Raw genomic sequence first — 21,519 nt, 5'->3', positions numbered from 1 at the left:
TTTCATCACGGCCTCCTCACAGCAAAAGACAATGTTCGCACTTTGAATTTTGCGCCTACTCGGGAGTGAGGAGGCCGGCTAGATGATTCTCAGATTTATTTTCTGAATCGCGCTCTTCTACTGGTTTCGCCCTTACGGCGAGTCACTTTCTCTTTGCTCGCGCAAAAGAGAAAGCAACCAAAGATAAAGCGCGTCCGGCATCCGGGTTTCGTGGACCGCGGCGTTTGAACGTTTTGATCGCTCCCACGCTTCGCGTGGTAATGCAGCCTTAGACGCTCTGCGTCGACCACTACCAGATACGACGCTGCAGCTGATCTCTGCCACCGACCAAAAGCAGGACGCGGAGCGTCCCCAAAGGCGTTCCCACGCGGAGCGTGGGAACGATCAGTAGCAGCGATCTCGCAGGCGACACCAAACGCCCCGTCAGGAGGCCGAGTGGAATCGTTGTGTAAGGGGTTGAGCGGCATGGATGCCGCGAGAGCCGCGATGGGCCAGGGATGGCCCTTCGCGGCGTGCCCCTGGAACGACGATGGAGCGAGGGAACCCGACGAAGTCGGGCCGTATGCAGGGGCAAGCCTTTTTGCTTACTTTTGGGGCGTCTGCCAAAAGTGAGCCGCTGTAAGAGCGGAACCGGTATCGGCAACAACATGGAAGCCGCGAGTTCACGCAAAAAACAAGTAACCCGAACGCAGCTCAAGCCAACAAACGATCAATCAACGCCTGCTCATACTCGTTGAGAGGCTGATCCTCATAGAGCTTGTCAGAGGCCGCCACCAGCGCCTTACCCTCGACTTCCCGCCCACTGTCGCCATACACATGCCCAAGGTTCTCCAGCGACTGCAGATTGCCGTGCTGCGAGAAGGAAATCAGGTACCAACGCTCGGCCGCCTCCAGCTCGCCCAGGCGGTGATAGGCCACCGCCAGATTGTGCTGAGCGTAGACGTGGTCGGATTGCAGAGCCTGCAACAGCGCCTGCTTGGCCTGCTGATAATCCTCGAGCTGCAGGTACAACAGACCAAGGTTGTTGTAGCCGTCGACATTGCCCAGCTCAGTGGCGCGCCGGTAGGCCTGCTCGGCCTGCGAGTAACGCTCGGCGTGCAGGTGAATATCACCGAGCAGATTCAACGCTTCCGGATGATCGTGGCGCACGGCGTTGTCGAGGTGCTCGACGGCGGCATCGTGATCGCCGTCCTGGTAGGCCATGCTGCCAAGGTAGAAGTGGCTGCGGGGGCAATCGTACTTGGTGGCCTGCTGGAAATAATGGCGGGCAGCATCATGATCGCCTTCCTGGAAGGCCATGGTGCCAAGGTTGTAATGGCTGCCCGGATAATCGTGCTCGGCAGCCCTCAGGAAGTGCCGGCGGGCGGCGTCCAGGTCATCTTGCTGATAGGCCATGATGCCGAGGTTGTAGTGGCTGCCGGGATAATCGTGCTCGGCAGCCATCTGAAAGTGTCGACGGGCGCCGGCGCGATCTTCACGGGCCAGGCTCACCGCGCCAACGCCATTCATCCAGCGCGGGTCGGCAGGACACGCCTTGGCAAGGGTCTGGAAATGCTCCAGCGCGGTGTCCAGGTCCTGCTCGCGAAACGCCGCCCATGCCTGCTCATTGAGCGCCGTCGCCTGCTCGTCACTGAGCGTCTTTTTCTTCGTGAACCACATGGTGTTTCCTGCCTTGCAAGGGCCGGCCATTTTAAAGGCGCGTGTAGAAGCCGAACAAGGCAATGGCTCTGCTGGGCAGTTTGGGCCGTGCCAGCTGGGCCCAGGTTGCAGCGAGCAACCGCTGGCGCGAGTCCCGCTCCACCCTACCGGTTAGTCCCGCGTGCAGACCCGCAACCGATGCCCGTCGGGATCGAGCGCGACGAAAGTCAGGCCAAACACGGCCCGCGCCAGCGGTTGCTCGATACTGACGCCAAGCGCCTGCCAGCGAGCATAGAGCTGCTCCACTTGCGCCTCGGTCTCGACCATATAGCCGACTTCGAAGCGGTGCCCGCTGCCAGCAGAACGAAAATTGGCAGCCTGCTCGGACCAGAGCCCGAGGCTCAACTGGTCGGTCAGCACAAACGCCACATAGTTGGGAAAGCTGTCCGTGGGCGCCTGCTGCAGCAGGCCTTGATAGAAGGTGCTGCTGGCCGCTGGGTCGGCGACATAGAGAATAAGCAAGTTGGGATGACTCATGGCATGGCTCCTGTTGAATGAGAGCCCAGCCTAGTCGACGCTACTGACAGTTCCTGTCAGCATGGTGCCGATGAACCGTACCGAACGCTTGATGCATTTGCTCCAGCTACTGCGCTGTAAACGCCTGCCGGTCAGCGGGCAGGTGCTCGCCAATGAGCTGCAGGTAAGCCTGCGAACGCTGTACCGCGATATCGCCACCCTGCAACGCCAGGGCGCCGATATCCAGGGCGAGCCTGGCATCGGCTATGTGCTCAAGCCCGGCTATATGCTGCCAACGCTTATGTTCACGCAGGTGGAACTGGAGGCGCTGATACTGGGCCTGCGCTGGGTGCAGCGCAGAACGGATCCAGCCCTGGCGCAGGCCTCGCAAAGGGTACAAGGCAAGTTGCGCACAGTGCTGGGTCAACAGGCGCTGCAGCAGCTGGAACAGGCGGCGCTATTCGCCGGCCCCGGACAGGACGACAGCGATGGTGCCACCGCAGAGCTGCTGCGCGAGGCGATTCGTGACGAGCGCAAGGTGCTGATCGACTATGCCGACAGCAAGGGGGCCGTGACTCAACGTACCTTACAGCCCGTCGCCCTCGGCTATTTCGACGGCTTCAGGATTCTCGCCGCCTGGTGCGAACTGCGCAGCGACTACCGGCATTTTCGCCTGACCAATATCAGCAGCCTCAGCTTCTCGTCGCAGCGCTTCGTCGGCCAAGGTAGCTGGCTGCTGGCACGCTGGCGGTCAGACAATCTCAAACGTGGCGTGGTGGTACAGCCATAAGGCGATGCACATGGCAGCGATACCGTCCCGCGAGTCATCCACAAGTCCCTCATTAACGAAACCATTGCGCCGATATATCGCTATGGTGGATGAAAGGAGCGTCGGCTACATGCCCTGATCCACCTTACGTGACTACGCCCATACGGCTAATCGGACTTCTGCCCCTTGCCCTTCTTCTTGGCAATCGCCTTCATCCGCGCCGCTGCCTTCTGCACCGTGGCCATCTTCTCCGGCCGCTTCATGCCTCGCCACTTGCGGATTTCCTCCCGCGTGCGCCCACAGCTGACGCACATTTCGCTGTTGAGCTGACACAGCGACACGCAGGGGTTTTCAATGTCCTTGGCCACGTTTGCCCCTTGCCGGCTGCTCGACCGAAAACGCCACGTGCTCATTGATGCGGGCCACGCTGATGCCTACTGCTTCGAAGGCCGCCTGAGTCAGCGCCAGCATCATGGCCCGGTCCGCGCTGGTCAGGGCCCTCGTCTTGCTGGCTTCGCTGTCGAACATCCAGGTAACGAGCAGGCTCTCAGGAAAGCGCTCGTAGTCCACCTCATGGGTGAGCCACTGGAAGCCGACAATTTCGCTCTTTGCCGTTTCACAAGCCTCGGTCAGGGTGCGAATCAGCTCGCGCTCGATGCCTGCATATTTTCGTTTCGACGCTGCCATAAGGCCCTTCTGAATCAATGCTCGATGCGGCGCCATGTTACCCGAGACGGCACCCCCATAGGCCCTCGGCGCCAACGCCCACCTCCCCCACGGGTTACAATGTCGCCCGCCGTTTCAATCAAGAGCCCGTCCGATGTTCACCCTCACCCACCTCGACGCCCCGCCACCCGAGTCCCTCAAAGCCCAGGTGCTGCAGATGGTGGTGGACTACTTCAGCGATATCAGCCCGGTGCCGCTGACGCCCAGCAACCCGTTGTTTCAGCTGTACCAGTACGTGATCGGCTTTGAAGTGCACCTGTACCTGCAGGCCATGAATGGCGAAGCCGATAGCCCGACGCACCTGCTGCTGGCCCTGGACGATCAGGACCCTGCCGTGGTGCTGGGTTTCGCCCTGTACCTGCCCAGCCAGGACGATGCCGAAGCCTGCACCCTCGCCTACATGGCCGTGGCCGCCAGCCACCGCCGGCGTGGCATCGCTCGCGCCATGCTGCAGCGCATCACCAAGCGGCATCCCCATCTGGAGCTGGCTTGCGTCGCCGGCAAGGTGCCGACCTTCGAGGCCATGGGCCTGCAGGTGCTCGCCGCCCAAGGGCCGCAGGTGCTGATGAACACCCGAGACCAGCGCTCCGATGGCCTGGTGGCCGTGCAGGACCTGGCGCCGGTGTTTCAGTCCACCGAGGTGCGGCAAATCCACGCCTACCTGCTCAAGCAGCATGGCAAGAAGGCCATGAGCGAGGCCGAGAAACAGCGCGACTATCACCTGGACCAACTGGCCCACCAGGCTCGCCAACTGGTTGCCGAGCGGCTTACGCCGACGCTGCACTGATCAAGCACCCTGCCGATTTGCGTGACGGATCACGCAGCATGCCGGGCAGATGCCATAACCTACCGTGATTGCCGCGCACTCACGGGCAGGAAGTCGCCATGGAGGTAGCACTCTGCGCCTCCAGCAACGCCTTTAGTCAGACCTCGGGACGAGATTGACGCTATGGACATCCGCTTTCTGACCTTCCCCGATTTTCACAGCGTGTATTTCTATCGCTCCATCACCCTGGCGATTCTGGTGGCGATTGGTGGCCTGGTGCTGTTCAAGGCATCGGCCATGCAGCTGGCCGAAATGTTGCTGGTTGGCGGCTGTTTATTGCTGATGGGCTGGCGGTTCGCCGTGGAATGGCACCGGCTGAGCAAGGCCGGGCCGGCCTCTATTCACAACGATGAACTGATCATTGCCAGCGAAAGCAATCACCGGCAGATACCGCTGAGCAGCGTGCGCGCGGTGGCCTCGAAGCACAGCCTGTTCATGGTACGGCGCTATCGCTCGTGGACCGAGCATCTGGCCTTTGTGGAATTTACCCTGCACAACGGCGAGCGCCTTTACACCCTGGCCGAAAGTGCGGTGTTCGAAAAGCCGGCGGCCAAGCGAAGCTTGGCGGCGATCCAGGCTGCTGTTATGGCGGCCAAGGTGAAAAGCGCAGCGGCTGACAGCTCTGCAGTGCTGGCCAGGTAGCCAGCGCTGCAGGCGCAGGCCAGGCCTCAGAAGCGGTAGGTACCGGTGACCACGAGGTTACGCGGCTCGCCAACGCGAATCTGCGCGGCACTGGTCGCCGAACTGTAGTAGGTGCGGTCGGTGAGGTTGTTCAGGGCCGCGCGCAGGTCCCAGTCCTTCTGACGGAAACCGGCCAACGCATCCCAACGGCCGTAACCCGGCAGCACGGTGGTGTTCAGGTTGTCGGCGAAGCGATTGCCGACCAGCGTCAGGCCGGTTTCGGCGTACCAGCCCTGCTCCGGCTTCCAGGTCAGGAACAGGCTGCCGTTGCGCTTGGCGACGTTGCTGACACGGTTGCCTTCAAAGCCGTTGTTGTCCTTGACGATGGTCGCGTCCTGCAGGCCGATGCCGCCGCGTAGGTACCAGTTCCCAGCCAGTTGCCCGGTGGCGGTGAGCTCGATGCCGCGCGAGCGTTGCAAGCCAGTGAGGATGGACAGCCCTGGGTTGTCCGGGTCGCTGGTACGGCGGTTGTAGAGTTCCAGTTCGTAGACGGCGAAGGTGGTGCTCAGGCGATCACCCAGCCAGTCGCTTTTCACCCCAACTTCTTTTTGCCGGGTCAGCTCCGGGTCCAGGTCATTGGTATTGCCGGTGGCGTTCGGGGTGATACCGATCTGCCCGCCGCCGACCGGCGAATAGCTCTTGCTCCACGAAGCGTAGAAGGAATGATCCTGCAGCGGCGTCCAGACCAGGCCGACGCGCGGGCTGACGCTGTTGTCGTCGCGGCCGTCCTTGATGCTTGCCATGTTGGTGGTATCCACGTCGAAACGGTCGTAACGCAGCCCTGCCAGCAGCAGCCACTGATCGCTCAGGCGCAACTGATCCTGCAGGTAGATTGCGCGGCTTTCGACTTCAGTGTGGTTGTCGCTGGAAAGCGACATGGTGCCGTTGTGGCTTTGGTTGCGATCCGGGTTGTAGATATCGAGCGTTGGCACCGTCTGGCGACCAGGGCCTGTTGTGGCTGCGGTGTAAAGCTTGGGATTGCGCCGCTGGCTGCCCATTTCGACGCCGGTCAAAAGTCGGTGCTCGAAGCCGAAGGTGTCGACGGTGCCTTCGGCCTCGAGGTTGCTGAAAACATTGCGGGTCTGCAGGTCCTGCTGCCAACGCTGCCGGGTCACGCGGTTGGTGGCCGCGTTGGCCCCGGTCAGGTAGGTGTTGTCGAAATCGCTATCGAGCTTGAACACGCTCAGGGTTTGGCGCAGCTGCCAGTTGTCGTTGAGATCGAAGGTCAGCTTGGAGCGCAGCGATTGCGCTTTGTCGTCGATGTAGTCGCGGTCGTCGCCGTAGGTGGTCTCGCGCTTCACGTCGGCCGGGCGACCATTGAGGCCGGGGATGCCACGATCCGGCGTGCGGTCGAAGCGGCTGTATTCGTATTGCACCAGCCAGTTGAGCTGCGGGGTCAGTTGCCAGCTAATCGCAGGCGCGAACAACTGGCGGTGGCTGGAGATGCCATCGCGAAAGCTGTTGGCATCCTGATTGCCCATGTTCAGACGCAGGCTGATGTTCTCGCTCGCATCGGCACTGAGGTCAGCGTACAGGCTGCGCATGTCGTCGCTGCCGCCCTGGGCCTCGATGCTGGAGCGCCGCCCTGCCTCCGGCACCTTGCTGACGCGGTTGACGATCCCACCCTGGCTACCGCGCCCGTAGAGCACAGCTGCCGGCCCCTTGAGGACGTCGATGCGCTCGATGTTGTGCAGGTCGCGCACGTACTGGCTGTCGTCGCGTACGCCATCGAGGTACAGGTCGTTGCTGGCCTCGAAACCGCGGATGCGCAGCCCATCGAAGCGGGTATCCGCCGCGCTGCTGACATTGGGAATGCCGCTCAGCGCCGTGGCCAGGTCGTTGGTGCCGTAGTCGAGCACACTGGCGGTTTTCACCGAGTCGATGGCCTGGGGTACGTAGCGCACTGGCGTGGCGGTACGAGTTGCCGTGCTGACTTCCCGGGTACGCGGGTTATCGGCTTCGGCATCACGGTCGGCGTTGATCGAGGTTTCCGGCAGCACGGTGCTGGCAGCTGCAACGAAACCGGTGATTAGTAAAACGGAAAAGCCAAGCGAAACGGGGACGAGACGCAAAGAGGCAGGCATGAAAGAGCGCATCCATTGAGGAGTTATTGTTGGCGCGCGAATGGTAATGCTTTGCGTTTACTTACGAAATAGCGTCGCATTCATATTTACATGCAACGATACACTCAGCCGCCGAGCCTGCGACACAGTACTTTGCGCCCCAACAGCGCGAACTCTTCGATGCAAAACTGCGTGGGAGCGGCCGGGCGATCCGCTTCAACCTCGATCAGGCTTGAGGCCAGTGAAAGATCGCGGCTAAAGCCGCTCCCACATCAGTGGGCCCCCAGAGCTATTCGTTAACGCTTCACGCAAACGAACAGCGCATTCCCCGCCCCATCGCCGAGCGGCAGGATGCGCTGGTAGTCATGCTCCAGCACATGTACTTCGAAGTACGGTTCGAGCAGCGCCTCAAGCTCGGCGAAGCTCACTGCAACCATGGGGTGTTCGTCGTGCCAGGTCAGGGTTTCGTCGCCCGTGGTCTTTTCGATGCGCAGGCGCAGGGCCTGGCGCTCGCCCGCGCCGCTGTAGTGCCAGCCGGAGCTGAAGGTGAAGTGCCCGGCATCGCTCTGCACGGTGTGCGAGGCGAACAGGCGGTTGTCGATGCGCGTGCGGTCGACCGCGTTGAAGCAGAACAGTCCGCCGGGCTGCAGGGCGCGGTGTACGCTGGCGATACAGTCGGCAAGCCGCGCGCGAGTGGCGCTGTAGTGCAGCGAGTAGAGAAAGCAGGTGATCAGGTCGAATGGCTCGTCGCTGCTGAACGTGCACATGTCCTGTACGGCGAAGTGCGCCTCGGGACAGCGAATGGCGGCCTTGTCGAGCATCGGCTGGTTGATGTCCAGCCCGCCGCTCTGAAAGCCCGCATCGAGAAAATGCCGCACATGGGGCCCGGTGCCACAGGCCAGATCCAGATGGCGCAGGCCACCGTTGCCGAACAGTTGCTGCAGGCGCTGGACGGCATCGCTTTGCGCACGGTAGTCGATATCAGCGCACATCAGATCGTAGTAATCGGACAGGTCCGTGTAGAGAGCATTGACGGGCATCGGGACCTGACCATGACGGGGGTGTTTTCGAGGGTGGCGGATCATAGCCGAAATCCCGCCCCATGGTCATTCGCGGGACCAAAGGGACGGTTCGATGCGCGGATAAACCAGCGTGATGGCCTCCCCACGCCAAAGGCCATGCTGGGCCGAACGGCAGCATACGCCGCGCTGGCGATCCATTAGACTGCCCGGCAAAATGGCGCCCCGCTGCATCTTTCCCCTCGCTCGGTCCCAGTCGATGCCCAAGGCTCACACCTACCTGCTCCGCTACCCGTCTGCCAGCCTGCTGTTCGTGCAGTTGCTGGGCATCGTGCTCTACCCCTTCATGGAACAGCTCTCCGAGGGGCGCGCCATCGTCGGCGCCTTCGGCATCGTGGTGCTGGCGATGTCGCTACGCATGGTGCGCAGCAGTCCGACCATTCAGTGGATCGCCTTTACCCAGGCAGCGTGCATCCTGGCACTGACCGTGGCCGTGGAGTTCGAGAGCAACACGGCGCTGTCGGTCCTCTTGGCGGGCCTGGAATCGAGCTTCTATTTCTACGCCGCTGGCGGGCTGATCGCCTACATGATGGAAGACGAGCGCGCCAGCACCGACGAGCTGTTCGCGGTTGGCGCCACCTTCACCCTGCTGGCCTGGGCCTTTGCCCATGCCTTTTCGGTGTGTCAGCTGGTCAGCCCCGGCAGTTTCACTGCGGCGATCAATCCCGAGGCGCAGCGCACCTGGGTGGAATTGCTGTTTCTGAGCTTCACCACCCTGTCCGGCGTCGGCCTGAGCGACATCATTCCGCTGCGTCCCTTCGCCCGCGCCTTGGTGATGCTCGAACAGTTCACCGGCGTGATGTACATCGGCCTGGTGGTCACGCGGATGATCAGCCTGACCGTCAGGCCGAAACGCAGCTGACGCCATTAGCTGCATTTTCACAAAGCGTGGCTATGCTCGAAGCCATGCCCCATCACTGCCGCAAGCCGATAGACCGTAACCCAGCACTGCAACGAAAGGCCGATACCCCGTGGCGCTCGATCCCCTGACGCTGTTGACGATGACCATTGCCCTGGCGCTGGCAGCAGCGCTGTACCTGGCGGTGGAGTGGCGCACCGTGCGTGAGCCGGCGCTACTGTTGTGGAGCGCCGGCTTCGCCTTGATCAGCGTTGGCTCGACCCTGGCGCTGCTGCGCAGCAGTGGCCTGCTGGTGATCGGCATCTGGTTCGCCAACGGCTTGCTGATCATCTCGCACGGGCTGTTCTACGCCGGTGTGGCGCGCTTCACCGAAACGAAACTGTCGCGTGCCTGGCTGCTGGTCGCCGCCATCTGGCTGGCAATGCTGCTGTTGCCGGAAGGCCCGCAATGGTCGAAGACCATGCTGCTGGTCAATTCGCTGCTGATCGCGCTGATCACCATCAGGGCCAGTTTCCTGCTGCGGCCCAAAGGCAAGTCGTTCGGCGCCGGCGCCGCGCAGCTGCGTTTCGTGCTGCTGGGCCATGGGCTGTTCTATATCGCCAAGGCCATTCCGGTGTTGGTGCCCGGCACGCTGATCGACCTGGCCTCGTTTCACGGCCTGATCATTCAGATTTCTCTGGTCGAGGGCGTGATGGCGCTGATGCTGATCGCCCTGTCGATGACCGGCACCGTGCGCATCCGCCGCGAGCAACGCATCGAACGCCTGGCCGCCCGCGATCCGCTCACCGCGATGTACAACCGCCGCGCTCTGGAGGCACGGGCCCCACACCTGCTCAATGCCGCCGCGCCCGCCCGGCCTGGTGCGTTGCTGCTGATCGATATCGACAACTTCAAGCTGGTCAATGACCTGCACGGCCACGCGGCCGGCGACCGCCTGTTGGTGGCGCTGGGCGAGGTGATCCGTGTGGCGCTGCCCGAAGGTGCACTTGCTGCGCGGTTGGGCGGTGACGAGTTCGTGATCCTGCTCAAAAACACTTCAACCGAGCAGATCGTCGAGCTGGGCGAAGCGCTGCGCGAGCGCTTTCGGGTAATTGCCGCCGAGGGTTTCGCAACCCCCGAAGCGGTCACCCTGAGCGTCGGCGCCAGCCTGTTCGACCAGCCGCCAGCCAGCCTGGCGGCGCTGATCGAACAAGGTGACGTGGCGCTGTACGCGTCCAAGCGCGGCGGGCGCGACAGCATTCGGCTGGTGGATCGCACCGCCAGCGCCGCGCCCCTGGCGGGCTAGTGTTGCCTGTTCAGCGGCGCCAGCCCTGCCTCAGCTGAACATGCTGTCGTCGTCGAAGAAGTCCGAGCTGTCGAAGGCATCGGTGTCGATGTCGCTGCTGTTGGAATACGACGTGTCGGCGAAGTTATGGTCGTCCAGGCCGTTGCCGAAGCTGTCCTGCATGGGCGCGTCTTCGCGGATTACCTCGACGATTTCCTGAGGCTGATTGTGGTGGAACATATTGGTGAGCAGATCCGCCACCATCACCCCACCAGCCACGCCCGCTGCGGTTTGCAGGGCGCCACGCATGAAGCCGCCGCCCTGGGCGGTTGGTGCAGCGCCGGGCATGGCCGCTGGCGCAACCGGTGCGGCTTGTGCAGCAGGCGTATTCTGGGAAAAGCGCGTTTCCCCCCAGCCAGCTGGACGTTGGCTCGCCTGCGGCGCGTTGGCTGGCTGACCACCGCCGAACAGACCGGAAAGGAAACCACCACTGCCGGAACGCTGGCGCTGGGCGTCGGCAGCCTGGGCTTCCAGTTCACGCACGCGCTGGTCCAGACGCTTGATGGCCGCTTCCTGAATCAGCAGCGCCTGGGCCATGTAATACGGCGCGGCCGGCTGTCGGCCCAAGTGGCTCTTGATCTGCGCCTCGGCGTCGCTATCGCGCAGCCCGCCCTCGTGCTCGGCCTCTTGCAGGCGAGTGAACAGGCCATCGATCAGGGTTTGCTCTTCGGAATTCATGATTGCCTCGCTTGAGCCACGGAAAATGCACATCCCTGTTCAAGGTGCCGCGCGGCGCCGGACGCCGCTGAAACGAGATATTGGAGTGGATTGCAAAATTACAAGTTCCGGGCTGGCCAGCGATATTTCAAGGCAGCTGCCGACCCGCCGAGCAGCGCTATCGCACACTGGAGCCAAATGGTTTGAATGAGCGGATTGTGTTAAAAACCTGCCACTGATTACCTCGCACCTGCTCTACGGTGCCCTTACGCAGGAGCGCGCATGCCACCGTCCGATAAGCAGGCCACGCCCAGCACCCCGATGATTCCCGAACAGCGCCGTGAACAGATACTGCGCCAGTTGCGCAAGCATCAGGTGCTGAGTGTTCATCAGTTGATGGAGATGTTCGAGTGTTCGCACATGACCGTGCGCCGTGACATTGCGCTGCTGGAGCAACAGGGCCGCGCCTATTCGGTCACTGGCGGCGTGCGTATCGCCAGCCAGGTGCACAGTGAGCCCAGCCATGATTCCAAGGCCGTGGTGGAATTGCCCCACAAGCAGGCCATGGCGCGCCTGGCAGCCGGCCTGCTGCACCCGGACATGACCGTGTACCTGGACGCCGGCACCACCACACTGGAAATCGTGCCGCACATCGTCGCGCTGTCCGGCATGACCGTGGTGACCAACGACTTCGGTATCGTCCAGGCCCTTGCCGAAGCCAATCACGTTGATGTGATACATACCGGCGGGCTGCTCGACCACCCCAACATCTCCAGTGTTGGCGGCCTGGCGGCAGCGACGCTGCGCCAGCTGGCCACCGACATCGCGTTCATCTCCACCAGTTCCTGGGACCTGCAGCGCGGCACCACCACGCCGTCCGGCCTCAAGGTCGAGGTCAAGCAGGCGGCCATGCAGTCGGCCTCGCGCAACGTGCTGATCGCCACCAGCTCCAAGTACGGCACCTTCGGCATGTACAAGGTCGCGGCGCTGGAACAGTTCGACACCCTGATCAGCGACGACGCCCTCCCTCCCGCCTCAGCCGACGCCATCCGCCGCCAGCGCATCGAGCTGCTGCTGGCCACTCCACAGGTTTCCTGACCTACCCGCTCGTCCCCCTCCTGCCAGTACCTCTCCAAGCCGTCCGCAGCCCTGTGGGAGCGGCTTTAGCCGGGATAATCCATCTCGGCTGAAGCCACTCCCACAGGACCATCACTTCAATGTGAATATTTGTTAAATTTAAAAAATACTTCACATTATCCGCTCACTGATTCACTATCCGGCTCACATTTCAGAACAATCAAGCCGTCAGCCAGCATGACGCGCGACGGCACAGACCGAGGATGACTGCAATGACTCAATCGAATGTCGGTGTGATCGGCCTGGGCGCCATGGGTCTGGGCATTGCGCGCTCCCTGCTGCGCAATGGCTTCAAGGTGCATGCCTGCGACGTGCGCAACGAGGTGGTGCAGGCATTCGCCGCCGAGGGTGGTGTGGCCTGTGCCTCGCCAGCCGAGATGGCCGCCGCCTGCGACATCGTCATCACCGTAGTCGTCAATGCCGAGCAGACCGAAACCGTGCTGTTCGGTGACCACGGTGCCGTCGCCGGCCTGCGCCCGGGCAGCTTGGTGATCGGCTGCGCCACCGTCGCCCCGACCTTCGCCGTGGAGCTGGGCCAGCGCCTGGCCGACAAGGGCATGGCCTACCTCGACGCACCGATCTCCGGCGGTGCCGCCAAGGCCGCCGCTGGCCAGATGACCATGATGACCTCCGGCCCTGCCGACGCCTACGCCAAGGCCGAAGCCGTGCTGGCCGGCATGGCGGGCAAGGTGTACCGCCTCGGTGACGTCCATGGCCTGGGTTCAAAGGTCAAGATCATCAACCAGCTGCTGGCCGGTGTGCACATCGCCGCCAGCGCCGAAGCCATGGCCCTGGGCCTGCGCGAAGGCGTGGATGCCGATGCCTTGTACGAAGTGATCACCAACAGCGCCGGCAACTCGTGGATGTTCGAAAACCGCGTGCCGCACATCCTCAACGCCGACTACACGCCGCTGTCGGCCGTGGACATCTTCGTCAAAGACCTGGGCCTGGTGCTGGATACCGCACGCACCAGCAAATTCCCGCTGCCGCTGTCGGCCACCGCCCACCAGATGTTCATGCAGGCCTCCAGCGCCGGTTTCGGCCGCGAGGACGACTCCGCCGTCATCAAGATTTTCCCTGGCATCGAACTGCCCAAGGCCAAGGAGTAACCCATGAGCGTGACCTCCCGCCCGCTGCTGGGCTGCATCGCCGATGACTTCACCGGCGCCACGGACCTCGCCAACATGCTGGTACGTGGCGGCATGCGTACCGTGCAGAGCATCGGCATTCCCAGCGCCGAAGTGGCTGCCGGCCTCGACGCCGACGCCATCGTCATCGCCCTGAAGTCGCGCACCACACCGGCTGCCGAAGCCGTCGAGGAATCCCTGGCCGCCATGCAGTGGCTGCGCGAGCGCGGCTGCGAGCAGATCTTCTTCAAGTACTGCTCGACCTTCGACTCGACCCCGGCCGGCAACATCGGCCAGGTCAGCGAGGCCCTGCTGGCCAAGCTGGGCGGCGACTTCAGCATCGCCTGCCCAGCCTTCCCGGAGAATGGCCGCACCATTTTCCGTGGCCACCTGTTCGTGCAAGACCAATTGCTCAACGAGTCGGGCATGCAGAACCACCCGCTGACCCCCATGGGCGACGCCAACCTGCTGCGCGTGCTCGATGCCCAGACCCAGGGCAAGGTCGGCCTGCTGCGCTACGACTGCGTGGCCAAGGGTGCCGATGCGGTGCGGGCGCGCATCGCCGAACTGCGTGCCGAAGGCGTGACCATGGCCATCGCCGACGCCGTCTCGGACACCGACCTCTACACCCTGGGCGAAGCCTGCGCCGACCTGCCGCTGCTTACCGGTGGCTCGGGCCTGGCCCTGGGCCTGCCGGGCAACTTCCGCAAGGCCGGCAAACTGCGCGATATCGACGCCGCCCAGCGCATCGACATTCCTGGCGGTGAAGTGGTGCTGGCCGGCAGTGCCTCGGTGGCCACCAACGGCCAGGTCATCGCCTGGCTGGAGGCCGGTCGCCCGGCGCTGCGCATCGACCCGCTGGCCCTGGCGGCCGGCCAGCCGGTGGTCGAGCAGGCCATCGCCTTCGCCCGCGACGCTGGCCAGACGGTACTGATCTACGCCACCAGCACCCCGGACGAAGTCAAGGCTGTGCAACACAAGCTCGGCGCCGAGCGTGCCGGCGCCATGGTCGAAGACGCCCTGGGGCAGATCGCCAAGGGCCTGTTGGACGCTGGCGTGCGCCGCTTCGTGGTCGCTGGTGGAGAAACTTCCGGCGCCGTGGTCCAGGCCTTGGGCGTGCAACTGCTGAAGATCGGCGCGCAGATCGACCCGGGCGTACCGGCCACGGTCAGCGACGGTGAACAACCGCTGGCCCTGGCGTTGAAGTCCGGCAACTTCGGTGCTCGTGACTTCTTCACCAAGGCCCTCAAACACCTGGCAGGAGAAGCCTGATGAGCAATGAAAAAGCCCTGCGCGAGGAAATCTGCGACGTCGGCCGGCTGCTCTATGGGCGCGGCTACACCGTGGGCAGCGCTGGCAACATCAGCGCACGCCTGGACGACGGCTGGCTGATCACTCCTACCGACGCCTGCCTGGGCCGCCTGCACCCGGACGACATCGCCAAGGTCAACCTGGCCGGCGAATGGGTGTCGGGCAACAAGCCGTCCAAGACCCTGGCCCTGCACCGCCAGGTCTACGACCGCAACCCCGAAGTCGGTGGCGTGGTGCACACCCACTCCACCCACCTGGTGGCGCTGACCCTGGCCGGCGTGTGGCGCGAAGACGACATCCTGCCACCGCTGACCCCCTACCAGGTCATGAAGGTCGGCCACATCCCGCTGATCGGCTACCAGCGCCCCGGTTCGCCCATCGTCGCCGAGCGCGTGGCGCAGCTGGCCAACAGCGTGCGTGGCGTGATGCTCGAACGCCTGGGCCCGGTGATCTGGGAAAGCTCGGTGGCCAAGGCCTGCTATGCCCTCGAAGAACTCGAGGAAACCGCCCGACTGTGGCTGATGAGCGATCCCAAACCCGCTCCGCTGCCTGAACAGGCGCTGCAAGAACTCAACCAGGTCTTCGGCGCGAACTGGTAACGCCCCATGGCCGGGCGCCGCCCTGTCGTGCCCGGACAGCCCCAGAAATTCCGGACAACAATAAAAAACGAGAATTGAAATGACGCCACTCATGTTGATGCTGATCGCCGGTGCCGGTATTGCACTGCTGCTGTTTCTGGTCCTCAAGTACAAATTCCAGCCCTTCGTGGCGCTGATGCTGGTGAGCATCATCGTCGCACTGGTGGCTGGCGTGAAACCCGCCGACCTGGTGGCAACCATCGAAGGTGGTATGGGCAAGACCCTCGGCCACATCGCGATCATCATCGCCCTGGGCGCGATGATCGGGCGCATCATCGAGCTGTCCGGCGGCGCCGAGGCGCTGGCCAAGACACTCATCGAGCGCTTCGGCAACCGCCGCACACCACTGGCGCTGACCGTGGCGGGCTTCATGGTCGGGATCCCGGTGTTCTTCGAAGTGGGCGTGATCATCCTCATGCCGCTGGCCTACGGCGTGGCGCGCGCCGCACGCAAGCCGCTGCTGATCTTCGCCCTGCCGATGTGCGCCGCGCTGCTGGCGGTGCATGCCTTCCTGCCGCCGCACCCGGGTGCCGTGGCGGCTGCCAGCCAGTTGGGCGCCGACCTGGGTCGCGTGCTGCTGCTGGGCATTCCGCTGGTCGCCGTGGTGTGCATGGTCGGTTACTTCATTGCCGGGCGCATGACCCGCAAGACCTACCCGATGACCGACGACATCCGTGCCGAGGTCTATGGCCCCAATGTCACCAACGCCGACCTGGAAGCCTGGGCACGCAACGACTACTCCACCGTGCGCGAAGTGGTCGAGAGCAAGGAGTTCGGCGCCGAGGCCAACGCCGGCAGCTTGGCCAAGAGTCTGCCTCCAGCCCCTGCGCCCGGTTTCGGGCTGATCATCACCCTGATCCTGCTGCCGATCGTGCTGATTCTGCTCGGCACCCTGGCCACCACCATGCTGCCGGCCGGCTCCATGCTGCGTGACGTGCTGACTGTGCTGGGCGCGCCGCTGGTGGCGCTGCTGATCGACACCCTGCTGTGCGCCTGGCTGCTCGGTTCGCGCCGTGGCTGGAGCCGTTCGCAGGTCTCGGATGTGCTGGGCTCGGCACTGCCAGGCGTGGCCATGGTGATCCTCATCGCCGGTGCCGGTGGCGTGTTCGGCAAAGTGCTGGTCGATACCGGCATCGGCGCGGTGGTCTCCGAGGCGCTGCGTCACACCGGCCTGCCGGTGCTGGCTCTGGGCTTCATCCTGACCATGCTGCTGCGTGCGGTGCAGGGCTCGACCACCGTGGCGCTGGTAACCACCGCCGGTATCCTCAGCCCGCTGATCGCCACCCTCGACCTGTCGGCCAACCAGCTCGCGCTGCTGTGCCTGGCCATGGGCGGTGGCGGCCTGGCGATGTCGCATATCAACGACGCCGGCTACTGGATGTTCACCAAGCTGGCCGGCCTGAACGTCGCCGACGGCCTGCGTACCTGGACCGTGCTGGTCACCATCCTGGGCAACCTGGGCTTCGTGATGACCCTGATCCTGTGGCCATTCGTCTGAGACACCGGTGAGCGCCCAGGCGCTCGCCCTGCTCCACCTTCTGTCCATCTGCAAGAGAGAGCCCCATGCCTCGTTTCGCCGCCAACCTCAGCATGCTGTACCCGCAGCATGACTTTCTGGACCGCTTCGCCGCGGCCGCCGCCGATGGCTTCGCGGCGGTGGAGTACCTGTTCCCCTACGACTACAGCGCCCAGACGCTGAAACAGCGCCTGAGCGACAACGGTCTGGTGCAGGCGCTGTTCAATGCCCCGCCAGGGGACTGGGCGGCCGGCGAGCGTGGCATCGCCAGCCTGCCGGGTCGTGAGGCGGAGTTCCGTGCTGGCATGGCCAAGGCACTGGAATACGCCCAGGCGCTGGGCAACGACCGCATCCACGTGATGGCCGGCCTGCTGCCCGATGAAGCGCTGCGCGACAAGCACCAGGCGGTGTACCTGGAAAACCTCGCCTACGCCGCCGAACAGGCGCGCGGAGCGGGCGTGACAGTGCTGATCGAGCCGATCAACACCCGTGACATGCCGGGCTTCTTCCTCAACCGCCAGGACCAGGCCCAGGCCATCGTCCGCCAGGTGGGTGCCGACAACCTCAAGGTGCAGTTCGACTGCTACCACTGCCAGATCGTTGAAGGCGACCTGACCGCGAAGCTGCGTCGTGATTTCGCCGGTATCGGCCACATCCAGATTGCCGGCGTGCCGGATCGCCACGAACCAGACCTGGGCGAGCTGAACTACGCCCACCTGTTCGAGGTGATCGACTCGCTGGGCTACACCGGCTGGGTCGGCTGCGAGTACCGCCCTAAGGGCGATACCAGCGAAGGCCTGCAGTGGCTGCGCCAGCTCAATACCTGAGCCACTTGACTTGGCGGCGCCATGAGGTCGCTGCCAGGCTAGCGTCGCGATCCAATACCAGGTCGCAAACGCCTTAGCGGGCGGCGTATCTGGGCAGGCCAACGCACCAACGTGGGGCGATCATCCAGGCAGCGGTTAAATAACGACAAGGAAAGCCGGGATGAAAGATTCAGCGCGCGGCCTGCTGATGGTTACCAGCGGCATCATGCTGCTTAGTTTCGATGGGCTGCTGGTGCGCTTGGTACAGGCCGATGGCTGGAGCATCGTGTTCTGGCGTGGTCTGCTGATGTTCATCGCCCTGGGCGCCTTTTCGCTGTCAGCCGGCAGCCGCGCAAGCCTGCGGGCCAAGCCGCTGCCCAGTGCCATGTCGGCGGTGCTGATGGCGCTTATCTCGCTGTTCTTCGTGCTGGCGATCATCCACACAACAGTGGCCAACGTGGTGGTCATCCTTGCCACGGCTCCGTTGTTCGCTGCGCTGTTCACGCGCTTTTTCCTGCATGAGGCGGTGGCGCTGCGCATCTGGCTGGCTATTGGGGTGGCGACCCTGGGCATCATGCTGGTATTCGCCGGTTCCTTCACCACCAGCGACCTGTTGGGCAATGGCTATGCGCTGCTGTCCTCGGCCGCGCTGGGCGCCAACCTGACGCTGCTGCGCCGCCACTCCAGCCTCGCCCGGATGCCGCTGATCGCACTGGGCGGGCTGGTCGCTGCGTTGATCGCCCTACCCAAGGCTCAGCCCTTCGGCCTGAATCAAACGAGCTACCTGGCGCTGGGCATCATGGGCCTGCTGCAGATGCCGCTGGCCACCCTGCTGATCAACAGCGCGACGCGCTATCTACCGTCCGCCGAGGTGGCGCTCTTCTATCTGCTTGAAAGCGTGCTGGGCACCCTATGGGTCTGGTACTTCCTGAACGAGGTGCCGGCCCAGGCCACGCTGTATGGCGGCATGCTGGTGATCGTCACATTGATGGCACATGCCGGTTTAACCCTGCGTGCCCGCCCCGCGTTGCCGGCCTGAGCGTGAATACACACGCCCATGTCGACCCCAGACAATCGGCTGACCCACTCGCCCCCTAAGGTGAACCACCTTTGTCCAACACCAGGAGCCGCTCATGGCCAACAAACCTATTACCGTTCTGCGTGACACCCAGCCCATGCCCGTGGTCGATGCCTGCAAATGGGAGCGCATCGGGGGCGACCCGCATACCGTGAATCTCAACGCCTACACCAGCGACGACGGCAGTAAGATCATGGGCACCTGGATCTGCACGCCCGGTAAATGGCGAGTCGAATACGTGAAGTGGGAGTACTGCCACTTCCAGGAAGGCTATTGCATCATCACCCCGGACGGCATGGCGCCAATCCATCTCAAGGCCGGCGACATCTTCGTCGTCGAGCCAGGCATGAAAGGCACCTGGGAAGTGGTCGAGACAGTACGCAAATACTTCGTGTTCGCCTGAACCCCCGGCGAATTCCCAAGCTGGACGCCTAGCCACCATCGATGGTGCGCTAGGCGGCGCAGCAGCGGCGCAAGGCCGCTAATGTGCGCTGTCTGCCAAGGCCAAGCGCCGCGTTTACAGCGAAATAACCCTAGTAGCAGGTGGCCACCTTCAGGCAAAATTATCCACCAATCTACCTCTCAACCAGACGGCGCAATCGCCAGGACGCGCCGGTGATACACGTGTGCCAAGGCGGCCCGAAGGACGTTTCGATGCTGGTCCCAGTCGATCACACCGATCAATCCCGACGCAGGATGTTCAAGACCCTGCTGTGGGTGACCATGTGTTTCGGGGTACTGTTCTCGATCTTCAATGCGACCCGCGGGCTGTGGCTGCTGGTGGGCATCGAGGTGGTCTACACGGCACTGGCGCTCTACATGCTGGTGGTCGTGGAGCGCACACGGCACCTCAAGACCCTGACCATCGTCTATCTGATCCCTTTCCTAGGTGTCATGATGGCCACCCTGGCCAATCCAGACACCTCGGTCGGCATATTCGCCTGGATCCAGACCATCCCGATCATCCTCTACCTGCTGCTTGGCCTGCGTCTGGGGCTGATCGGCTCGCTGATCTTCGTCAGCCTGGGCCTGTACATTTACACCCAGCATTACACCGAGAAGAACCCCAGCGACAGCATCGGTTTTCTGCTCGACATCGGCATGGCAACCCTGGCCATCACCGTCTTCTCACATACCTATGAACACACTCGTGCCCAGACCGAAAAACGCCTGATCGAGCTGATCAGCACCGACTACCTCACGGGCCTGGCGAACCGCTCCAAGCTGACCGAAATCTTTTACCGCGAACGTGCCCACGCGCTGCGCAACCAGTCGCCGCTGGCTCTGGTTTATCTGGATATCGATCATTTCAAGCAGATCAACGACCGCTTCGGCCATGAAACCGGCGACCAGGCGCTGCGCCATTTCGCCAGCGTGCTGTCGCAGCGCCTGCGCAGCACAGACCTGCTATGCCGGCTTGGCGGTGAAGAGTTCGCCGCCCTGCTGCCCGACACCAGCGCCACCCAGGCGGCCACGATTGCCGAAACGCTGCGTGAGCAACTGGCCAGCACGCCGATGATGGTGGAGGACGCGCCCCTGCAGATGACCCTCAGCGCCGGCGTGGCCAGCCTCGGCCAGGACGGCGAACGTCTGGACCAGTTGATGAGCGCAGCGGACAAACGCACCTATGCCGCCAAACGCGCCGGCCGCAACCAAGTGGTGAGCGCCGAGAGGCCAGCTCTCGGCTGACCGTGCCTGCAGGACGCCGTCCGATCCAGCGAAAAAGCCGGCGCAGGGCCTGGCAAGCGTGGTCAGCGCGACTATGCTGAAACTCCATATAGTCCCCGGATTCACCCAGGAGCTTCATATGGATATAGCCAGCCTGTTTGCCGAGCTACACACCCTGCCCACTGTTCCGAAAGTCGCCCAGGACCTGATCCAGCAATTCGACAACCCCACCACCAGCCTGGAAAGCGTGGCGCGCAATATCGAGCGTGACCCGGTGATCGCCGCCAAGGTGCTGCGCCTGGCCAACTCGGCACGCTTTCGCGGCTCGCGTGATGCCAGCAGCGTGGAAGATGCCGCCATGCGCTTGGGCTTCAACACCCTGCGTACCCTGGTACTGGCTTCGGCCATGACCGGCGCCTTCAAGGTCGATACCGGCTTCAACCTGAAAAAATTCTGGCTGCGCAGCTTTCGTGTGGCGAGCATCGCCCGCGCCCTGGCCAAACAGTCGAAGCTAGACGCGGACGCCGCCTTTACCTGTGGAATGATGCATAACATCGGCGAACTGCTGATCCAGACCGGCGCCCCGGATTTTGCCCGCCGCCTCAACCGCCACCCACAGCGTGAAGCTGCGGCCCTGGCCGCCGAGGAAACGCTGCAGCTGGGCTTCGGCTACCCAGAGGTTGGTGCCGAGCTGGCACGCCGCTGGCAATTGCCGGCGCTGATCCAGAACGCAATTGCCTACCAGAACAAACCGACCCAGACGCCGGGCGACGGCCAGTATGCGCGCCTGGTAGCGCAGTCTATCCATGTCGAAGAAAGCCTTGAGGCCCACGGTCTGAGCGATGCAGCCAAACAGGATCTGGAAGGACCACTATTCGAGGGCGTGGACCTGGCCAAACTGTTCGACGCCCTGCCCGCCGTGCTGGAGGCGGACAAGGCGTTTGGCGACCTGCTGAACTAGGTTCTGTACGAAAAGTCGGTGCGGGTAGAATTGCCGCCATGATCGGCTGGAGGCCCGCATGGCAAAGCGCTACGAACTCCCCGATGCAGCCTGGGAGTTGATCAAGGATCTCGTTTCCCCGGAACAGAAGATGGGCCGG

22 protein-coding genes are annotated in these 21,519 nt (G+C 63.3%); 15 read left to right on the top strand and 7 right to left on the bottom strand.

Features of this window, described 5'->3' with window-relative positions:
* Positions 1-693: 693 nt before the first annotated feature.
* The gene (locus FB481_RS22865) at positions 694-1,659 is read right to left on the bottom strand and encodes a lipopolysaccharide assembly protein LapB (protein WP_147178059.1); all 966 of its coding nucleotides are present in this window, start codon (positions 1,657-1,659) and stop codon (positions 694-696) included.
* Positions 1,660-1,809: 150 nt separating this feature from the next.
* Positions 1,810-2,175 (bottom strand): VOC family protein, encoded by a 366-nt coding sequence (locus FB481_RS22860; RefSeq protein WP_093503189.1) that lies wholly within the window; start codon positions 2,173-2,175, stop codon positions 1,810-1,812.
* Between the two features lie 70 nt (positions 2,176-2,245).
* Here FB481_RS22860 and FB481_RS22855 point away from each other — a divergent pair, with 70 nt between their 5' ends.
* Positions 2,246-2,944, top strand: coding sequence for a YafY family protein (locus tag FB481_RS22855; RefSeq protein ID WP_218571916.1), 699 nt, complete (start codon positions 2,246-2,248; stop codon positions 2,942-2,944).
* Positions 2,945-3,090: 146 nt separating this feature from the next.
* On the opposite strand, the gene FB481_RS22850 is transcribed toward FB481_RS22855, so the two are convergent.
* Both FB481_RS22850 and FB481_RS22845 read right to left on the bottom strand, forming a co-directional pair.
* Complete coding sequence (locus FB481_RS22850) at positions 3,091-3,291, bottom strand: DUF1289 domain-containing protein (protein WP_013790881.1); 201 nt, start codon at positions 3,289-3,291, stop codon at positions 3,091-3,093.
* Positions 3,275-3,610 carry a hypothetical protein gene (locus FB481_RS22845; protein ID WP_147178057.1) on the bottom strand — a complete coding sequence of 112 codons (336 nt, stop codon included), beginning with the start codon at positions 3,608-3,610 and terminating at the stop codon, positions 3,275-3,277. The genes FB481_RS22850 and FB481_RS22845 overlap by 17 nt, the downstream gene beginning before the upstream one ends.
* A 133-nt stretch (positions 3,611-3,743) precedes the next feature.
* On the opposite strand from FB481_RS22845, the gene FB481_RS22840 reads away from it, so the two are divergent.
* Together FB481_RS22840 and FB481_RS22835 are read left to right on the top strand one after the other, a co-directional pair.
* Positions 3,744-4,436 carry a GNAT family N-acetyltransferase gene (locus FB481_RS22840; protein WP_147178055.1) on the top strand — a complete coding sequence of 231 codons (693 nt, stop codon included), beginning with the start codon at positions 3,744-3,746 and terminating at the stop codon, positions 4,434-4,436.
* Positions 4,437-4,598: 162 nt separating this feature from the next.
* Positions 4,599-5,117: a hypothetical protein gene (locus FB481_RS22835; RefSeq protein WP_147178053.1), complete on the top strand. Its 519-nt coding sequence runs from the start codon at positions 4,599-4,601 to the stop codon at positions 5,115-5,117.
* A 26-nt stretch (positions 5,118-5,143) separates the two neighbouring features.
* Here FB481_RS22835 and FB481_RS22830 read toward each other — a convergent pair whose 3' ends face one another.
* Together FB481_RS22830 and FB481_RS22825 are read right to left on the bottom strand one after the other, a co-directional pair.
* Complete coding sequence (locus tag FB481_RS22830) at positions 5,144-7,240, bottom strand: TonB-dependent siderophore receptor (protein ID WP_147178051.1); 2,097 nt, start codon at positions 7,238-7,240, stop codon at positions 5,144-5,146.
* 275 nt (positions 7,241-7,515) lie between these two features.
* Entirely contained in the window at positions 7,516-8,259 is a 744-nt protein-coding gene (locus FB481_RS22825) for a class I SAM-dependent methyltransferase (protein ID WP_147178049.1), read from the bottom strand.
* 238 nt (positions 8,260-8,497) lie between these two features.
* Between FB481_RS22825 and FB481_RS22820 the strand changes: the two genes are divergently transcribed.
* Together FB481_RS22820 and FB481_RS22815 are read left to right on the top strand one after the other, a co-directional pair.
* Complete coding sequence (locus FB481_RS22820) at positions 8,498-9,160, top strand: ion channel (protein ID WP_147178047.1); 663 nt, start codon at positions 8,498-8,500, stop codon at positions 9,158-9,160.
* 109 nt (positions 9,161-9,269) lie between these two features.
* Complete coding sequence (locus FB481_RS22815) at positions 9,270-10,442, top strand: diguanylate cyclase (RefSeq protein WP_147178045.1); 1,173 nt, start codon at positions 9,270-9,272, stop codon at positions 10,440-10,442.
* Between the two features lie 30 nt (positions 10,443-10,472).
* Here FB481_RS22815 and FB481_RS22810 read toward each other — a convergent pair whose 3' ends face one another.
* The gene (locus FB481_RS22810; RefSeq protein WP_147178043.1) at positions 10,473-11,159 is read right to left on the bottom strand and encodes a DUF2076 domain-containing protein; all 687 of its coding nucleotides are present in this window, start codon (positions 11,157-11,159) and stop codon (positions 10,473-10,475) included.
* Between the two features lie 261 nt (positions 11,160-11,420).
* Here FB481_RS22810 and FB481_RS22805 point away from each other — a divergent pair, with 261 nt between their 5' ends.
* From FB481_RS22805 to FB481_RS22760, 10 genes are all read left to right on the top strand, one after another.
* Entirely contained in the window at positions 11,421-12,236 is an 816-nt protein-coding gene (locus FB481_RS22805) for a DeoR/GlpR family DNA-binding transcription regulator (protein WP_167363126.1), read from the top strand.
* Positions 12,237-12,412: 176 nt separating this feature from the next.
* A complete protein-coding gene (gene ltnD, locus FB481_RS22800) occupies positions 12,413-13,384 on the top strand; it encodes an L-threonate dehydrogenase (RefSeq protein ID WP_256662794.1) in 972 nt (323 codons plus the stop codon).
* 3 nt (positions 13,385-13,387) lie between these two features.
* Entirely contained in the window at positions 13,388-14,674 is a 1,287-nt protein-coding gene (gene otnK, locus FB481_RS22795) for a 3-oxo-tetronate kinase (protein WP_093503167.1), read from the top strand.
* Positions 14,674-15,312: an aldolase gene (locus tag FB481_RS22790; protein WP_093503165.1), complete on the top strand. Its 639-nt coding sequence runs from the start codon at positions 14,674-14,676 to the stop codon at positions 15,310-15,312. The genes otnK and FB481_RS22790 overlap by 1 nt, the downstream gene beginning before the upstream one ends.
* A gap of 79 nt (positions 15,313-15,391) precedes the next feature.
* Positions 15,392-16,849, top strand: a complete 1,458-nt coding sequence (locus FB481_RS22785; protein WP_147178039.1) for an SLC13 family permease — start codon at positions 15,392-15,394, stop codon at positions 16,847-16,849.
* Positions 16,850-16,914: 65 nt separating this feature from the next.
* Entirely contained in the window at positions 16,915-17,694 is a 780-nt protein-coding gene (gene otnI, locus FB481_RS22780) for a 2-oxo-tetronate isomerase (protein ID WP_147178037.1), read from the top strand.
* A 160-nt stretch (positions 17,695-17,854) separates the two neighbouring features.
* The gene (locus FB481_RS22775; RefSeq protein WP_147178035.1) at positions 17,855-18,712 is read left to right on the top strand and encodes a DMT family transporter; all 858 of its coding nucleotides are present in this window, start codon (positions 17,855-17,857) and stop codon (positions 18,710-18,712) included.
* Positions 18,713-18,806: 94 nt separating this feature from the next.
* The gene (locus FB481_RS22770; RefSeq protein WP_147178033.1) at positions 18,807-19,154 is read left to right on the top strand and encodes a cupin domain-containing protein; all 348 of its coding nucleotides are present in this window, start codon (positions 18,807-18,809) and stop codon (positions 19,152-19,154) included.
* A 251-nt stretch (positions 19,155-19,405) separates the two neighbouring features.
* Complete coding sequence (locus tag FB481_RS22765) at positions 19,406-20,440, top strand: GGDEF domain-containing protein (protein ID WP_147178031.1); 1,035 nt, start codon at positions 19,406-19,408, stop codon at positions 20,438-20,440.
* Between the two features lie 118 nt (positions 20,441-20,558).
* Complete coding sequence (locus FB481_RS22760; protein WP_147178029.1) at positions 20,559-21,380, top strand: HDOD domain-containing protein; 822 nt, start codon at positions 20,559-20,561, stop codon at positions 21,378-21,380.
* Positions 21,381-21,519 lie beyond the last annotated feature (139 nt).

This window comes from Pseudomonas sp. AG1028, assembly GCF_007993955.1.
Classification (GTDB): Bacteria; Pseudomonadota; Gammaproteobacteria; order Pseudomonadales; family Pseudomonadaceae; genus Aquipseudomonas; species Aquipseudomonas straminea.
This window is presented reverse-complemented; position numbering and strand designations above follow the sequence as displayed.

Bases quoted from the DNA above. Each gene is read 5' to 3' on its own strand.
- FB481_RS22790 (WP_093503165.1), top strand. From the start codon at position 14,674: ATGAGCAATGAAAAAGCCCTGCGCGAGGAAATCTGCGACGTCGGCCGG.
- FB481_RS22760 (WP_147178029.1), top strand. From the start codon at position 20,559: ATGGATATAGCCAGCCTGTTTGCCGAGCTACACACCCTGCCCACTGTT.
- FB481_RS22770 (WP_147178033.1), top strand. From the start codon at position 18,807: ATGGCCAACAAACCTATTACCGTTCTGCGTGACACCCAGCCCATGCCC.
- FB481_RS22840 (WP_147178055.1), top strand. From the start codon at position 3,744: ATGTTCACCCTCACCCACCTCGACGCCCCGCCACCCGAGTCCCTCAAA.
- FB481_RS22785 (WP_147178039.1), top strand. From the start codon at position 15,392: ATGACGCCACTCATGTTGATGCTGATCGCCGGTGCCGGTATTGCACTG.
- FB481_RS22775 (WP_147178035.1), top strand. From the start codon at position 17,855: ATGAAAGATTCAGCGCGCGGCCTGCTGATGGTTACCAGCGGCATCATG.
- FB481_RS22810 (WP_147178043.1), bottom strand. From the start codon at position 11,159: ATGAATTCCGAAGAGCAAACCCTGATCGATGGCCTGTTCACTCGCCTG.
- FB481_RS22865 (WP_147178059.1), bottom strand. From the start codon at position 1,659: ATGTGGTTCACGAAGAAAAAGACGCTCAGTGACGAGCAGGCGACGGCG.
- FB481_RS22855 (WP_218571916.1), top strand. From the start codon at position 2,246: ATGAACCGTACCGAACGCTTGATGCATTTGCTCCAGCTACTGCGCTGT.
- FB481_RS22835 (WP_147178053.1), top strand. From the start codon at position 4,599: ATGGACATCCGCTTTCTGACCTTCCCCGATTTTCACAGCGTGTATTTC.
- FB481_RS22845 (WP_147178057.1), bottom strand. From the start codon at position 3,610: ATGGCAGCGTCGAAACGAAAATATGCAGGCATCGAGCGCGAGCTGATT.
- FB481_RS22830 (WP_147178051.1), bottom strand. From the start codon at position 7,240: ATGCCTGCCTCTTTGCGTCTCGTCCCCGTTTCGCTTGGCTTTTCCGTT.
- FB481_RS22765 (WP_147178031.1), top strand. From the start codon at position 19,406: ATGCTGGTCCCAGTCGATCACACCGATCAATCCCGACGCAGGATGTTC.
- FB481_RS22860 (WP_093503189.1), bottom strand. From the start codon at position 2,175: ATGAGTCATCCCAACTTGCTTATTCTCTATGTCGCCGACCCAGCGGCC.
- otnK (WP_093503167.1), top strand. From the start codon at position 13,388: ATGAGCGTGACCTCCCGCCCGCTGCTGGGCTGCATCGCCGATGACTTC.
- FB481_RS22820 (WP_147178047.1), top strand. From the start codon at position 8,498: ATGCCCAAGGCTCACACCTACCTGCTCCGCTACCCGTCTGCCAGCCTG.
- FB481_RS22825 (WP_147178049.1), bottom strand. From the start codon at position 8,259: ATGCCCGTCAATGCTCTCTACACGGACCTGTCCGATTACTACGATCTG.
- otnI (WP_147178037.1), top strand. From the start codon at position 16,915: ATGCCTCGTTTCGCCGCCAACCTCAGCATGCTGTACCCGCAGCATGAC.
- FB481_RS22805 (WP_167363126.1), top strand. From the start codon at position 11,421: ATGCCACCGTCCGATAAGCAGGCCACGCCCAGCACCCCGATGATTCCC.